The following is a 14,498-nucleotide window of genomic DNA, read 5'->3' as shown; positions in this document are numbered from 1 at the left end:
GTACTCGTCGGAACCGGTCTCGTGGTCGACGCCGGTGGCCGAGGGCTCTGCGTGCTGCTCGACGCCCTGGTCGAGGTGCTGACCGGGGAGCGCACGGCCCGGCCCGCGCCGACACCACGCTCCGCCCGCCCGGCGGCCACCGTCGCCCGCGAGACCGGTTCCGACGAGTACGCGTACGAGGTGCAGTTCCTGCTCGACGCCCGCGCCGAGTCGGTCGCCGGGCTGCGGCGGGCACTGGACGCCCTGGGAGACTCGCTTGTCGTCGTCGGTGACGGGCGTGAGCCGGAGGGCACCTGGAACGTGCACGTGCACGTCAACGACGTGGGCGCGGCGGTCGAGGCCGGTGTCGCCGCCGGCCGGCCGTACCGGATCTCGGTGACCCGTTTCGCCGACCAGCCGGAGTCGCCCTCCGGCCCGGTGGTGGCCGGCCGGGCCGCGGTGGTGGTGGCCACCGGCGGCGGCATCGCCGACCTGTTCGCCGCGGAGGGGGCCACCGTGGTGCCGGGCAACCCGTCCATGGGCGAGTTGTTGGACGCCGTCCGCAGCACCGGGGCGGCCCGGGTGGTGGTGCTGCCCAACGACGCCAACACCGAGGCGGTGGCGAGCGCGGCCGCCCGCGAGGCCCACCGGTACGGCATCAAGGTGAGCGTGGTGCCGACCCGTTCGCCGGTGCAGGCCCTCGCAGCCCTCGCGGTCCGCGACGGTGACCGCCGTTTCGAGGACGACGTCATCGCGATGGCCGAGGCCGCTGGCGCCTGCCGTTACGCCGAGGTCTGCCACGCCAGCCGGGAGGCGCTGACCGTGGCCGGCCCCTGCCGTCCCGGTGACGTGCTGGCGCTGGTGGAGGGCGAGGTGCACCTGATCGGCACCGACCTGACCGACACCTGCGCGGCAGTGGTCGACCGGATGCTCGGTGGTGGTGGCGAGATGGTCACCCTGTTGACCGGGGTGGACGCCCCGGCCGGGCTCACCGATGCCGTCCGCGCGCACGTCGCGCGACGCTGGCCGTTCGTCGAGGTGCACGCGTACCCGGGCGGTCAGCCGTTTTATCCGCTCCTGGTAGGGATCGAATGAGCGAACCAGCCACGGTGGACACTCCGCTGAAGAAGCTGGTCGGGGACAAGACAGCCAAGGCGTTGGCCTCGCACCTCGACCTGCACACCGCGGGCGACCTGGTCTACCACTTCCCGCGTCGCTACGACGAGCGTGGTGAGCACACCGACATCCGCTCACTGGACGTCGGTGAGCAGGTCACCGTGCTGGCCCAGGTGCAGCGCACCGCGGTGCGCCCGATGCGTCAGCGGCGGGGCAACCTGCTGGAGGTGACCGTCGGCGACGGCTCCGGCGGGGTGCTGACGTTGACCTTCTTCGGCAACCAGGCGTGGCGCGAGCGCGAGCTGCGCCCCGGCCGGTGGGGCCTGTTCGCCGGCAAGGTCACCGAGTTCCGGGGCAACCGGCAGCTCAACGGCCCGGAGTACGTCCTGCTCGGCGAGGGTGGCGACGGCGAGGCGGCGGTCAGCGACGACATCGAGGAGTTCGCCGGAGCGCTGATCCCGGTCTACCCGGCTGCCGCGGCCGTGCCGACCTGGGTGATCGCGCGCTGTGTGCGCGTCGTCCTGGACACGTTCACCCCGCCGGACGATCCACTGCCGAGCGCCGTGCGGGCCAGCCGCAAGCTGGTCGGGCTGGGCGCCGCGCTGACCGAGATCCACCGGCCGTCCAGCAAGGAGGCGCTGCACCAGGCGCGGCGGCGCCTCAAGTGGGACGAGGCCTTCGCCGTGCAGGTGACCCTGGTGCAGCGCAAGCACCGGGCCGCCGACTGGCCGGCCCGGCCCCGCCCGGCGCGCCCGGGCGGGCTGTTGGAAGCCTTCGACGCCCGACTCCCGTACGAGCTGACGGCAGGTCAGCGTGAGGTGGGGGTGGAGATCGCGGCGGACCTGGCCACCCCGCACCCCATGCACCGCCTGTTGCAGGGCGAGGTGGGCTCGGGCAAGACGGTGGTGGCGCTGCGGGCGATGCTCCAGGTGGTCGACGCGGGCGGGCAGGCCGCGCTGCTGGCGCCCACCGAGGTGCTGGCCGCCCAGCACCACCGCGGCATGCTCGACCTGCTCGGGCCGCTCGGGCGGGCCGGTGAGCTGGGCTCCGCCGAGCACGCCACCCGGGTCGAGCTGGTCACCGGCTCGTTGGGCGCGGCGGCCCGCCGCCGGGCGCTCGGTGAGGTGGCCAGCGGCGCCGCCGGCATCGTGCTCGGCACCCACGCCCTGCTCTACGAGGGGGTCGACTTCGCCGACCTCGGCCTGGTGGTGGTCGACGAGCAGCACCGCTTCGGCGTGGAGCAGCGCGACGCCCTGCGGGCCAAGGCCGACCAGCCGCCGCACGTGCTGGTGATGACGGCCACCCCGATCCCGCGCACGGTGGCGATGACCGTCTACGGCGACCTGGAGGTCTCCACGCTCTCCCAGCTGCCCCGGGGGCGGTCGCCGATCGCCTCGCACGTGGTGCCGGCCGCCGAGAAGCCGGCCTACCTGGACCGGGCCTGGCGTCGGCTGCGTGAGGAGGTGACCGCCGGCCACCAGGCGTACGTGGTGTGTCCGCGAATCGGTGACGGGCCGGCCACGGACGAGGAGCCGCCACCAGAGGACGACAACGGGCGGCGGCCGCCGCTGGCGGTGACCGAGGTGGCCCCGTTGCTGGCCGAGGGTCCGCTGCACGGCCTGCGGATCGGGGTGCTGCACGGTCGCCTGCCGGCCGACGAGAAGGACGCGGTGATGCGTTCGTTCGCGGCCGGTGACCTGGACGTGCTGGTGGCGACGACAGTGGTCGAGGTCGGCGTGGACGTGCCGAACGCGACCGTGATGATCGTGCTGGACGCCGACCGGTTCGGTGTCTCTCAACTGCACCAGTTGCGGGGCCGGGTCGGCCGGGGCGCCGCCGCCGGGCTCTGCCTGCTGGTCAGCGAGGCGGCCGAGGGGTCGTCGGCACGGGAGCGGCTGGACGCGGTGGCGTCCACGAGCGACGGTTTCAAGCTCGCCGAACTGGATCTGGAGCAGCGCCGCGAGGGCGACGTGCTGGGTGCCACCCAGTCGGGGCACCGCTCACACCTGCGGTTGCTGTCCCTGCGACGCGACGCCGACCTGATCCGCGACGCCCGCGCCGAGGCGATCACCCTGATCGAGGACGACCCGGAGCTGACCCGCAGCCCGGCGCTGGCCGCCTCGGTGGCCGCCCTGGTGGACGAGGACCGCGCGGAGTACCTGGAAAAGGGCTGACCAAGATGGCTGAGGGCGCGCCGACCGGGTGGTCGACGCGCCCTCAGGTGTCAGAGCGGGTTGTCTCAGGCGGTGAAGCGCACCCGACGACGACGGGCCACCACGAACAGGGCGACACCGGCGGCGAGCAGCACCACGGCGCCGGTGATGATGCCGCCGGTGGCAGCACCGGTCAGCGGCAGCGCCGGCTCGTCCTTGTCGCCGCCACCCTGACCCGGGGTGCAGTCGGCCGGCTTCTCCCAGGCGATCGGGCTGCTGTCGTCGAGACCCTCGGCGGTCGGGGTCACGGTCAGGCCCTCGTGGGCCGGGAAGGTGACGGTGCCGCTCTTGCCCGGCTCGACGGTCAGCGTCTGGGCCTTGCCCTTGTTCGGGGTGAAGGTGATCGTGATCGTCTTGCCGTCGGCCGGGTTGGCGATGTCGAAGATCAGCTCGGTGCAGGTCGACTTGTAGCTACCGGCCGGCTCGCCGGGCTCGACGCAGTTCTCGGCGGCGGCGGGCGTGCCCTCGAAGAGCGGCTTGTCCACACCGTCGGCGACCACCTTGATGGCGGTGGCGTTCTTGGCGGGCACCTTCACCGACTTGCTGTCGCCGGGGGCGACGGTGGCGTCCTTGGCGAAGTCGCCGGCACCGGTGATGGTGAACTTCGCCGGAGCGGTGGCGTCCTCGGCGTTGCCGAGCTTGACGACGACGTCGCCGTCACAGTCCGAGGCCACGCTGGCGGTCGGCTTGGGGGTAGCCGGAACCGGCGGCTGCTCCTTGGCGCAGGTCCCACTGAACTCGATCGACGCCGAGCGCAGCTGGTCGTCCACGAACTCGTTGTCCCACATGGCCCGCACCGACAGGGTGGCCTTGGTGGTCTTCGCGTCCAGGCGCTGGGTGGCGACGATCGCGTCGCTGACGGCGTGCGGGTAGAGCTTGCCCTCGGTCACGGCGATGCCGGCGATGGTGGCGTCGGTGGCGGTGTCGCCGACGTACGTCTTCGCCGAGACCTCGCTGAACTTGTAGTTCTTGACGTTGCCCGGGGCGTAGCTCTTCACGGTCCAGGTGGCCACCCACTCGCCGGTGGCGGTGTCGCAGTCGGCCTTGACTTGGATCTCGCTGTGGTGGGCGCTGGCGGGTGCGGCGAACGTCACGACGCCGGCGAGGCCGATCAGCGCGCCTGCGGCGATGGCCGCGACGCGCCGGAACGGAGACTTGGGAGGGTTCACGCCTGCTCCTGGTGAGGGGGTACGGATCGCGTGGCGGGAGGCCGGGAGGCATCGTGACCGGGGTGTCACCTGCTCACCGGGGCGTCGCGCGACGCGGTGGTGTTCCCGCGGCGAAAGCGGGGACAGGGGGAGACTGTACTGATGGGTGGTTAATGAGGGGAGTTCAGATCATTGCCATCCGGCAATGTAGTCGATTCGTGATCTTTGATGTACCGAAGGTGTCGGTCCGGTCACTGGGGACGGTCCGCCGGGTCGCGGCATCCACCGTGGATACCGCGCCGTCGGGGCTGCTCAGGTGCTCCGCGTCGGCGCCGGCTGGTCGGCTCCCCGGATCCGCGCCGTGCTGACCGGCTCCGCGCCGCATCGCGTAGCGTCGCGGGCATGAGCAGGAGGAAACGGTGACCCGGATCGTGGCCGGGACGCTCGGCGGCCGGCGGATCGCCGCGCCGCCCGGCGCCGGCACCCGACCCACCTCGGACCGGGTCCGGGAGGCGCTGTTCAGCGCCGTCCAGGCCGAGGTCGATCTCGACGGCGCCCGCTTCGCCGACCTGTACGCCGGCTCCGGCGCGGTCGGGCTGGAGGCGCTCTCCCGGGGGGCCCGGCACGTGCTGCTGGTCGAGTCCGACCCGCGGGCGGCGCGGGTGATCCGGGAGAACGTGGCGGCCCTCCGCGCCGGCCCGGCGGCCCGTCTGGTCACCGGCAAGGTGGCGACGGTGCTGGCCGCCGGCCCGGACGGCGAGCCGTACGACGTGGTCTTCGCCGACCCGCCGTACGCGGTGCCGGACGAGGAGATCACCGCCATGTTGGCCGCGCTGGTCGGCGGCGATTGGCTGGTGCCCGACGCGCTGGTGGTGGTGGAGCGGTCCCGCCGGACCAGGGAGTTCGACTGGGTGGACGGGATCACCGCCGAGCGCAGTCGCCGTTACGGCGAGACCACCCTTTGGTACGGTCGCCGATCATGAGACGTGCGGTGTGTCCCGGTTCGTTCGACCCGGTCACCAACGGACACCTCGACATCATCGGGCGGGCCAGCCGGCTCTTCGACGAGGTGATCGTCGGTGTGTTGGTGAATCAGTCGAAGAGTGGCCTGTTCACCGTCGAGGAGCGCATCGAGATGCTCCGCGAGGTGACCTCGTCGTACGGCAACGTGCGGGTCGAGTCGTTCCGAGGGCTGCTGGTGGACTTCTGCCGGGCCCAGCAGGCCAGTGTGCTGATCAAGGGCCTGCGGGCGGTCAGCGACTTCGACTACGAGTTGCAGATGGCCCAGATGAATATCGGTCTGGCCGGCGTCGAGACGCTCTTCATGCCGACCAACCCGCTCTACTCGTTCCTCTCGTCGAGCCTGGTCAAGGACGTGGCCAAGTGGGGTGGCGACATCTCCGCCCACGTCCCCGATCCGGTCCGCGAAGCCCTCCAGGCCCGCCTGGGCCCCCGCCCCTGACCTGACCCCCCTTCACCCCCGCGATCGTGCACCTGTGGTGCCGGCTCGCCCCTTTCCGGGCGGTTCGGCGTAACCGGAAGTGCAAGATCGACGCGGGGGTGGGCGCGGGGTGACTATGTCGCGACTCGCCGGGTTGGGGTGAGTGGGGCGGCGGTGGGGCGGGCACGACATGATTGGTGGCGCGGGGAACGGCCGTAGCCCGCATCATGGAGGTCGGCCGACGAACGACAGGAGTGAGGTAGCCGGTGGACCCGCTCGATCGCATCGACGAACTGATCGCCATCCTGGAGCAGGCTCGCTCCGTCCCGATGTCGCGCAACAACTGCATGGTCGACCGGGGTGAGATGATCGCTGCCCTCGATGAGATGCGCGCCGATCTCCCCGCCGACCTGCGTCGCGCCGCCGCGCTCCTGGAGGAGCGCGACAAGATCATGGAAGCCGGCAAGCGCGAGGCGGACCGGATCATCAGCGAGGGTGAGGCAGAACACGCCCGCCTGGTCTCGGTGAACGAGATCACTGTCTCGGCCGAGCACGAGGGCGCCCGGATCATCGGCGAGGCCCGCGCCGAGGCGCAGCGCCTGCGTGAGGAGGTCGACGACTACGTCGACACCGCGCTGGCCAACTTCGAGCAGTTCCTCACCAGGGCGCTGGCCTCGATAGAGCGCGGCCGGGACAAGATGCACGCGCTGCGGGAGATCGGCACCTTCGCTGGGGATGAGGCGGAACGCCCGCTACCCTTCTGAGCGGCACCTCACCAGCCGACTTCTCAGGCGGGCGTCGCCCCCGGTTCGACGGTCCGGGCGTCGTCCAGGTAACCTTTTTTGTCGGCCTCTCACCGGCCGGAGTCTAACTATGCCCAAGCACTCGCCATCGACACTCAACCCCAGGTCGCCGTTGGTCCTCGACACGAGGGACCTGCCGCGTCGCCCTGGCGCGTTGCGTGAGGTCCGGCGGGTCGTGCCGGCACCGGCGGACCTCGGTGTGGAGTTGATCGGCGTGCCGGAGGGCGCGGACCTCGACCTCGATCTGAGGTTGCAGTCGGTGTCCGAGGGCGTGCTCGTCTCCGGGACCATCACCGGTCCCGTCCGGGGCGAGTGCGGCCGTTGCCTGCGCGAGATCAACGACTCGATGGGCGTGACGATCCAGGAGCTGTACGCGTACGAGGACAGCACCACGGACGCCACGACCGACGAGGACGAGGTGGGCCGGATGCAGGGCGATCTGATCGACCTGGAGCCGGCGCTGCGGGACGCGTTGGTGCTCACGCTGCCGACCAACCCGCTCTGCCGGGAGGACTGCCCAGGACTGTGCCCCGAATGCGGGGCGCACTGGGACGATCTGCCGGCCGACCACAGTCACCAGCAGATCGACCCGCGTTGGGCGGGCCTGTCGCAACTGACCGTTACAGAGGAGTAAGAACCGTGGCCGTCCCGAAGCGCAAGATGTCGCGCAGCAACACCCGGTCCCGCCGGGCGAACTGGAAGGCGACCGTGGTCGCGACCGTTGCGTGCCCGCAGTGCAAGTCCCCGAAGCTGCCGCACGCCGCCTGCTCCGTCTGCGGCACCTACAACGGCCGCCAGGTTCTCGAGGTCTGACCTGGACGCCGAGTGACGCCCCCGACCCCAGGTCGGGCGGCGCGCGCACCCTGGCATTCGCCCGGTGCTCCGGCTCCCTCCGCCGCCGGCCGGCCCACTCCGGCCGGCGTTCCGGTGGAGCCGGGCGCCGCGCGGATCGCCGTTGACCTCCTCGGCGGGGACGACGCTCCCGCCGTCGTGGTTGACGGCGCTCTGCGGGCCATGCGCGCCGACCCTGACCTGCATCTGCTTCTCGTCGGTCCGACCGAGGTCGCCGACGAGTTGATTGCTGCCCTCGATCCGGCGCAACGCGCCCGGATCACGGTGCGGCCCGTCCGCGATGTCGTCGGCATGGCCGACCATCCCAGCGCCGCCCGCGCCGAGAGCACCGTCCGGGCCGCGGTCACCGCCGTCCGTGACGGGACCGCCGACGCCCTGGTCTCCGCCGGCGCCACCGGTGCCACCGTCACCGCCGCCGTGCTCGGCCTCGGCCGATCGCCGGAGATCCGCCAACCCGCGCTGGCCGCCACCCTGCCCGCTGTGGCGGGGCCGGTCGTGTTGCTCGACGTCGGCGGCTCCCTGGAACCCCGTCCGGCCACCCTCGCCCGGCACGCCGTGCTCGGCGCCGCGTACGCCGCGGTGGCCCACTCGATCGCCGCGCCACGGGTCGGGCTGCTCTCGGTCGGCACCGAGGCCGGCAAGGGCGACCGGGTCCGCCGGGCCACCGACCCTCTGCTCGCGGTCGAACCGCTGCCCGGTGGGGCGCGCTACGTCGGTCTGGTCGAGGGGTACGACGTGGCCCTCGGCGCGCGCGCCGATGTGGTCGTCACCGACGGCTTCACCGGTAACGTGCTGCTCAAGGCCATCGAGGGCGCGTACGCGATGGCCGGCGGCCCACCTGCCGAGGGCGGCGCGCCCCGCGCGGCGGCCCTGCTGGGCGTCGCGGGGACGGTGGTCGTCTGCCACGGGTCCGCCCGCGCCGACGACGTCGCCTCGGGCATAGCTCTCGCCGCCCACCTGTGGCGGCGGCGCGCCACCGAACTGGTCTCCGCGTTGCTCGACGGCAACGCCGCGACGGATCGCACCGATCGCTCCACCGACACCGAGGTACGCACATGAGCAACGACAAGCGGCGGCGGGCGTCCGTCGGTCACCTGGAAGCCGCCTTCGGAGTGAGCCTGGAACCCGAGCTGCTCCAGCGCGCGTTGACCCACCGGTCGTACGCGTACGAGAACGGCGGGCTGCCCACCAACGAGCGGCTGGAGTTCCTCGGCGACTCGGTGCTCGGCGTGGTGATCACCACGGCGCTCTTCCACAACCACCCGGACCTGCCCGAGGGGCAGTTGGCCAAGCTGCGGGCCAGCGTGGTCAACATGCGGGCGCTCGCCGACGTGGCCCGCGGTCTGGGCCCGGACGGGCTCGGCGCGTACCTGCTGCTCGGTAAGGGTGAGGAAACCACCGGTGGCCGGGACAAGGCGAGCATCCTGGCCGACACGCTGGAGGCGCTGCTCGGCGCGATCTACCTCCAGTACGGCCTGGACACCACGGGGATCGTCATCCACCGGCTCTTCGACCCGCTGATGGCCGAGTCGGCCGGTCGCGGGGCCGCACTGGACTGGAAGACCAGCCTCCAGGAGCTGACGGCGGCGCTCGGGCTCGGCGTCCCGGAATACCGGATCGAGGGCACCGGCCCGGATCACCTCAAGACGTTCACGGCCTGGGTGGTGGTGGCCGGCAACCGGTACGGCGGCGCCGAGGGGCGCAGCAAGAAGGAGGCCGAGCAGCGGGCCGCCGAGGCTGCCTGGCGGACGCTCGCCGAGCAGAACGGCCAGAACGGCGACGACGGCCAGGATGGTCGGGCCGGCGACGACCGTCAGGGCCAGCCGATCGACCGGAACGACCCGGGCGACCGGGACGAGCCGTTCGGGCCGCTGGAGCGCGCCGACCGGGCGGCCCAGGCCGAGCGGGCCGACCACCTGGCGCAGGCGCTGCCGGCCGGGGGTGCCGACGGCCACGAGACGGGCCCGGGGCGTGCCTGAGCTGCCCGAGGTGGAGACCGTCCGGCAGGGGGTGGCCCAGTGGGTCGTCGGCCGGCGGATCGCCTCCGTCGAGGTTCGTCATCCACGTGCGGTCCGTCGGCATGCGCCGGGGGACGTGCACTTCGCCGACGTGCTCGCCGGCCGGACGGTGCTGGACGCCCGCCGTCGCGGCAAGTACCTGTGGCTGCCACTGGACAGCGGTGACGCGATCGTCGGGCACCTCGGTATGTCGGGTCAGCTACTGCTCCAGCCACCCGGTACGACGGACGAGACCCACCTGCGGGTTCGGTTCCGGTTCGCCGACGACGGCCCGGAGCTGCGCTTCGTCGACCAGCGCACGTTCGGCGGGCTCTCGGTGAGCGAGGGCGGCGCGGATCTGCCCGACGAGATCGCGCACATCGCCCGCGACCCGATGGACCCGGAGTTCTCCGACGAGGCGTTCGTCGCGGCACTGCGCCGCCGGCACACCGAGGTGAAGCGGGCCCTGCTCGACCAGACCCTGATCTCCGGGGTGGGCAACATCTACGCCGACGAGGCGCTCTGGCGGGCCGGGCTGCACGGCGGTCGACCCACCGACGCGCTGACCGGCCCGGCCGCGCACCGCCTGCTCGGCCACGTCCGCGACGTGCTGGCTGAGGCGATCAGCGAGGGCGGCACCAGCTTCGACGCCCTCTACGTCAACGTCAACGGCGAGAGTGGCTACTTCGACCGGGCACTGAACGCCTACGGCCGCGAGGGCGAGCCGTGCCGCCGGTGCGGTGCGCCGATCCGCCGCGAGGCGTTCATGAACCGCTCCTCGTACAGCTGCCCGCGCTGTCAGCCACGGCCCCGGGGTTCCCTTCGGGGATGACCCGGAGCCGGCTCGGGGCGAATGCCGGCGGGTCGCGGCGGGTCGCTCCGGGCTGGACCCCGGTGTCCGCCGGATCGCGGGCTGACACCCGACGAACGCACCCCGCTCCCGGTCCAGCGGTTCCAGGGTGAGCCGGGGTCGATCCCCGATGTGGCCGCCTCGTCACGCACCTAGCGTCAGCACCGTTGACAGGGGGTTGACGTGACAGGGGGACCGAGATGGGGAGAAGACCGGTGACGGTGCGGCTGGCGCGGTGGAGCGCCGAGCACCCGTGGCGGGCGATCGCACTGTGGGCCGTGTTCGTGGCGGTGTGCTTCGTCGGCGGCACCGCCGCCGGACTCAACGAGGCCACCAGCAACGACCAGGCGATCGGCGAGGCGGGGCGGGCCAGCCTGATCGTGGACGCCGGCGACTTCGACGACCCAGCCGTGGACAACGTCCTCATCACCTCCCGGGGTGGCGCGTTGGACCAGGCGGCGGCGAAGGTGGCGGCCGACGACGCGGCGGCCCGGCTGCGTACGGTCGCCGGGGTGGCCGGGGTGGGCCAGCCGGTCACCGCGCGGGACGGCTCGGCGCTGCTGCTACCGATCACCATGTCGGGTGACCCGGAGACGGCCTCGGAGCGGGTACAGCCGTTGCGGGACACCACCGCCGCCGTGCAGGCCGCGCACCCCGAGCTGCGCGTCGAGCAGGTCGGCGGACCGTCGATCGGTCAGGCCCTCGACGACACCCTGGGCAAGGACTTCAAGCGCGCCGAGCTGCTCAGTCTGCCGGTCACCCTGGCGATCCTGATCATCGCGTTCGGCGCGCTGATCGCGGCGAGCGTGCCGGTGCTGCTGGCACTCTCCTCGGTCGCCGCCGCGATGGGTCTGTCCACCCTCGCCTCGCACCTGGTGCCGGCCACCGACACCACGGCACCGGTGATCCTGCTGATCGGCATGGCGGTCGGGGTCGACTACTCGCTGTTCTACATTCGCCGGGAGCGGGAGGAACGCGCCAAGGGTCGGTCCGGTCTGGACGCTGTGGAGATCGCCGCGGAGACCTCCGGGCACGCCGTGGTGGTCTCCGGCTTCGCGGTGATCATCTCGATGGCCGGCCTGCTGCTCGCCGGCGACGTGGTCTTCTCGTCCCTCGCCATCGGCTCGATCCTCGTGGTCGCCGTCGCGGTGACCGGGTCGCTGACCGTCCTGCCCGCCCTGCTGGCCCGGCTCGGCCGTTGGGTGGACCGGCCCCGGGTGCCGTTGCTCTGGCGACTGACCGCGCCGCGGACCGGCCGGCACGGCGAGCCCCGCGCGCCCCGGCTGTGGCCCGCGGTGCTCCGGCCCGCGCTGCGCGCGCCGGTCGTGACGCTTGTCATCTCGGTCGGGCTGCTGCTCGCGTTGGCCGCGCCGGCGCTCGGCATGAAACTGAAGTTCCCCGGCATGGAGGACCTACCCCGCACCACCCCGGCCATGCAGGCGTACGACCGGCTCACCGCCGCCTTCCCGAGCGCCGGCACCAATCACGTGGTGGCCGTCCGGGCGCCCGCCGACCAGGCCGACCGGGTGCGCGCCGCCCTCACCGACCTGTCCACCCGGGCGGCCGGCGATCCGCTGTTCGCCCCAACCGAGGCGGACGGCCCGAAGATCGAGGTCTCGGTCGACCGGCGGGTGTCGGTGCTGGACGTCGCCACCCCGTACGCCAGTCGGGACGACCGGTCGGTGCAGTCGTTGGAGAAGCTGCGCGGGGACCTGGTCCCGGCCGAGCTGCGCGGCATCCCCGGCATCGAGTACGCGGTGGGCGGGGGCGTGGCCGACAGCGAGGACTACGCCCAGCACGTCCGGGACAAGTTGCCGCTGGTCATGGGCTTCGTGCTGGTGCTGACGTTCCTGGTCATGGCGTTCACCTTCCGGTCGGTGGTGATCGCGGCCAGCTCGATCGCGCTGAACCTGCTGTCCGCCGGCGCCGCGTACGGCCTGCTGGTGTTGATCTTCCAGGGCGAGTGGGCGCAGGGACTGCTCGGCTTCACGTCGATGGGCGCGATCGTGTCCTGGCTGCCGCTGTTCCTCTTCGTGGTGCTCTTCGGCCTCTCGATGGACTACCACGTCTTCGTGGTCAGTCGGATCCGCGAGGGTGTCCGGTCCGGCCTGTCCAACCGCGACGCCGTGTCGTACGGGATCACCTCGTCGGCCGGGGTGGTGACCAGCGCGGCGATCGTGATGGTCGGGGTCTTCTCGATCTTCGCCACGCTGAGCACGATCGACATGAAGCAGCTCGGCATCGGCCTGGCGGCGGCGATCCTGCTGGACGCCACCATCATCCGGGGAGTGGTGCTGCCGGCGTTGATGACCATGCTCGGCGACGCCAACTGGTGGGCCCCGCGCTTCCTGCGCCCTCGCCCGGCGCCCGCGCCCACCGATCCGCCGGCCCCCGCCCCGGAGCTGGTGCCGGTGCCCTGACCGCCGAACGCGCTGGGCCGGGCCGCGATCGTGGCCCGGCCACAGCCGTCTCAGGGCAGTGGGCAGGCTTCCCGGGACGCGTCCAACGTGCGGTCCTTCCGGATCGACGCGAAGCCGTAGCCGACGGTGGTGACGCAGAAGTCGTCGGTCGAGCCGGTGTACTCGACGTGGAAGACCGGCTTACCGGCGTCGCTGAACGGCAGCAGCTTGGCGCACTGGGCCAGCCGGACGCACTCCTCGTTGACCGCGAAGTCGAAGTCCGGGGCCAGCGCGGCGAGCTGCGGCACGTCGTTGACCAGCCCGGGGGAGAGGCTCAGCGAGCGGGCCAGCTCGGCCAGCCGGCGGTTGAACAGCAGCTGGTCGTCGAAGTCGAGTGGAAAGCCGGTGCGGGCCGCGTACGCGTCGGCGTCGAAGAGCGCCACCGCGCCGAAGCCCTTGCCCCGGCAGAGCCGGAACCGGTCGGTCAGCACCGGCCGGAGCGCGTCCCAACTCCGGACGTCCAGCCACCGGCTGTCGGGTCGACGCCCGGCCGCGCCCCGGACGACCTCCGGAAACCGGCTGGCGTCCGGGTCGGCGGAGCGGACCGAGCCCACGCTCACCTGGCAGATCAACCGCCGGTCCCGGGAGCGCAGCTCGGCGGTCTGCGCGGCGGTGGTGGCCACCGGGTCGAGCAGGAAGACCTCGGCGTCCACCGCCGGGTCGAGGGGGCCGCTGAGCTGCCACTGCCACTGCCAGTGCCGGGCCTGTTCCGCCGGCCACGCGGTGGGCGCGCCAGGCGGGGTCAGCGTGGGCCGGCACCCGTACGCCGGCACCACCAGCACGAGAGCGACGCCGGCGGACAGGACGCGGTGCAGTGGGCGTACGGCGACGCGTCGCCGCGGCCGGATCCGCATCGGCAGCTCCCGGGTCCCGGACGGCCGGTCGCCGCCCGCACCGGTACGCGGCCCCCACGCTCCGGCCCGACGTACCTCACCGGGTCAAACGAGCGCGGGGGCGGGAACGACGCGCGGTCAGCGCGGCGCCGCGAAGACCTGCGTCCAGTACGGTCCGTTGCTGCTGGCGATGCCGACGCCGATCTCGGTGAACGCGCAGTTGAGGATGTTGGCCCGGTGGCCGGAGCTGTTCATCCAGGCGTCCATCACCGCGGCCGGGGTCTGCTGGTTCCAGGCCACGTTTTCGCCGTACGTGCGCCAGGCGTAACCGACCCGGTCCAGCCGGGTGCCGGCGTTGCTGCCGTCGCTGCCGGTGTGGGACATGTTCTGGTGGTCGGCCTGGTCCTGGCTGTGCCGCTGGGCGGCCGTCATCAGCTTGGTGTCGATGCTCAGCGCCTTGCAGCCGGCCTTGGCCCGCTCGGCGTTGACCAGGTCCACCACCTCGCGGGCCTGGGCGCTGACGGTGCCGCCGGAGCCGTTGGTACCAGTGGAGCTGCCGGTGTTGCTCGGCGCGCTGCTGCGTTGGACGCTGCGGCGCGACGCGGCGGTGCTCCGCGACGACGCCGGCGTGGGCTTGACGACCCTGCTCGGCGACGGGCTCGGAGAGGCCGGGCTGGGGATGGCGGACGGGGAGGGCGCGGCGAGGGTGTCCAGCGCCGGCTCGTCGGTCGGCGGCGCCGACGTGGCGAAGGTGTCGTCGACGGCCGTCGGTTGCGCGGCCCCGTCGTCACCGCCGGGCAGGGTGAG

General features: G+C 72.7%; 14 protein-coding genes. 11 read left to right on the top strand and 3 right to left on the bottom strand.

All coding sequences use genetic code 11. The features are described from left to right. The coding region (locus PSH25_RS16350) for a fatty acid kinase subunit FakA-related protein (protein WP_238659904.1) at positions 1-1,074 on the top strand (1,074 nt) is incomplete at its 5' end. Beyond that, positions 1,071-3,269 carry an ATP-dependent DNA helicase RecG gene (recG, locus tag PSH25_RS16345; RefSeq protein ID WP_238659903.1) on the top strand — a complete coding sequence of 733 codons (2,199 nt, stop codon included), beginning with the start codon at positions 1,071-1,073 and terminating at the stop codon, positions 3,267-3,269. The genes PSH25_RS16350 and recG, both read left to right, overlap by 4 nt. Before the next feature lie 65 nt (positions 3,270-3,334). Here recG and PSH25_RS16340 read toward each other — a convergent pair whose 3' ends face one another. Continuing rightward, the gene (locus PSH25_RS16340) at positions 3,335-4,477 is read right to left on the bottom strand and encodes a cell wall anchor protein (protein WP_238659902.1); all 1,143 of its coding nucleotides are present in this window, start codon (positions 4,475-4,477) and stop codon (positions 3,335-3,337) included. A gap of 398 nt (positions 4,478-4,875) precedes the next feature. Between PSH25_RS16340 and rsmD the strand changes: the two genes are divergently transcribed. The 9 genes from rsmD to PSH25_RS16295 all read left to right on the top strand — a co-directional run bounded on the left by rsmD (position 4,876) and on the right by PSH25_RS16295 (position 12,819). Continuing rightward, the gene (gene rsmD / locus PSH25_RS16335; protein ID WP_238659901.1) at positions 4,876-5,439 is read left to right on the top strand and encodes a 16S rRNA (guanine(966)-N(2))-methyltransferase RsmD; all 564 of its coding nucleotides are present in this window, start codon (positions 4,876-4,878) and stop codon (positions 5,437-5,439) included. After that, positions 5,436-5,918 (top strand): pantetheine-phosphate adenylyltransferase, encoded by a 483-nt coding sequence (coaD, locus tag PSH25_RS16330; RefSeq protein WP_091393067.1) that lies wholly within the window; start codon positions 5,436-5,438, stop codon positions 5,916-5,918. The genes rsmD and coaD overlap by 4 nt, the downstream gene beginning before the upstream one ends. Before the next feature lie 245 nt (positions 5,919-6,163). Continuing rightward, positions 6,164-6,661: an SPFH domain-containing protein gene (locus PSH25_RS16325; protein WP_030335287.1), complete on the top strand. Its 498-nt coding sequence runs from the start codon at positions 6,164-6,166 to the stop codon at positions 6,659-6,661. 109 nt (positions 6,662-6,770) lie between these two features. Beyond that, entirely contained in the window at positions 6,771-7,334 is a 564-nt protein-coding gene (locus tag PSH25_RS16320; protein ID WP_091393061.1) for a YceD family protein, read from the top strand. A 5-nt stretch (positions 7,335-7,339) separates the two neighbouring features. Further along, complete coding sequence (gene rpmF, locus PSH25_RS16315; protein ID WP_030335284.1) at positions 7,340-7,513, top strand: 50S ribosomal protein L32; 174 nt, start codon at positions 7,340-7,342, stop codon at positions 7,511-7,513. Between the two features lie 114 nt (positions 7,514-7,627). Continuing rightward, positions 7,628-8,611 (top strand): phosphate acyltransferase, encoded by a 984-nt coding sequence (locus PSH25_RS16310; RefSeq protein WP_238659900.1) that lies wholly within the window; start codon positions 7,628-7,630, stop codon positions 8,609-8,611. Further along, positions 8,608-9,531 carry a ribonuclease III gene (gene rnc / locus PSH25_RS16305; protein ID WP_238659899.1) on the top strand — a complete coding sequence of 308 codons (924 nt, stop codon included), beginning with the start codon at positions 8,608-8,610 and terminating at the stop codon, positions 9,529-9,531. The genes PSH25_RS16310 and rnc overlap by 4 nt, the downstream gene beginning before the upstream one ends. Then, on the top strand, positions 9,524-10,381 hold the full coding sequence (mutM, locus tag PSH25_RS16300) for a bifunctional DNA-formamidopyrimidine glycosylase/DNA-(apurinic or apyrimidinic site) lyase (protein ID WP_238659898.1): 858 nt from the start codon (positions 9,524-9,526) through the stop codon (positions 10,379-10,381). Before rnc ends, mutM begins: the two co-directional genes overlap by 8 nt. A gap of 218 nt (positions 10,382-10,599) precedes the next feature. Beyond that, a complete protein-coding gene (locus PSH25_RS16295) occupies positions 10,600-12,819 on the top strand; it encodes an MMPL family transporter (RefSeq protein ID WP_238659897.1) in 2,220 nt (739 codons plus the stop codon). 50 nt (positions 12,820-12,869) lie between these two features. On the opposite strand, the gene PSH25_RS16290 is transcribed toward PSH25_RS16295, so the two are convergent. Then, on the bottom strand, positions 12,870-13,712 hold the full coding sequence (locus tag PSH25_RS16290; RefSeq protein ID WP_238659896.1) for an endo alpha-1,4 polygalactosaminidase: 843 nt from the start codon (positions 13,710-13,712) through the stop codon (positions 12,870-12,872). Between the two features lie 117 nt (positions 13,713-13,829). Continuing rightward, positions 13,830-14,498: CAP domain-containing protein (locus PSH25_RS16285; RefSeq protein WP_238659895.1), on the bottom strand; the 669-nt coding region annotated here is incomplete at its 5' end.

Source organism: Micromonospora foliorum (assembly GCF_022229015.1).
Classification (GTDB): Bacteria; Actinomycetota; Actinomycetes; order Mycobacteriales; family Micromonosporaceae; genus Micromonospora; species Micromonospora foliorum.
The sequence above is the reverse complement of the archived record's forward strand: the minus strand, read 5'-3'. Positions and strand labels throughout refer to the sequence as shown.

Excerpts from the sequence above, each read along its gene's own strand:
- rnc (WP_238659899.1), top strand. The coding sequence starts at position 8,608 with ATGAGCAACGACAAGCGGCGGCGGGCGTCCGTCGGTCACCTGGAAGCC.
- recG (WP_238659903.1), top strand. The coding sequence starts at position 1,071 with ATGAGCGAACCAGCCACGGTGGACACTCCGCTGAAGAAGCTGGTCGGG.
- PSH25_RS16290 (WP_238659896.1), bottom strand. The coding sequence starts at position 13,712 with ATGCGGATCCGGCCGCGGCGACGCGTCGCCGTACGCCCACTGCACCGC.
- coaD (WP_091393067.1), top strand. The coding sequence starts at position 5,436 with ATGAGACGTGCGGTGTGTCCCGGTTCGTTCGACCCGGTCACCAACGGA.
- PSH25_RS16320 (WP_091393061.1), top strand. The coding sequence starts at position 6,771 with ATGCCCAAGCACTCGCCATCGACACTCAACCCCAGGTCGCCGTTGGTC.
- PSH25_RS16295 (WP_238659897.1), top strand. The coding sequence starts at position 10,600 with ATGGGGAGAAGACCGGTGACGGTGCGGCTGGCGCGGTGGAGCGCCGAG.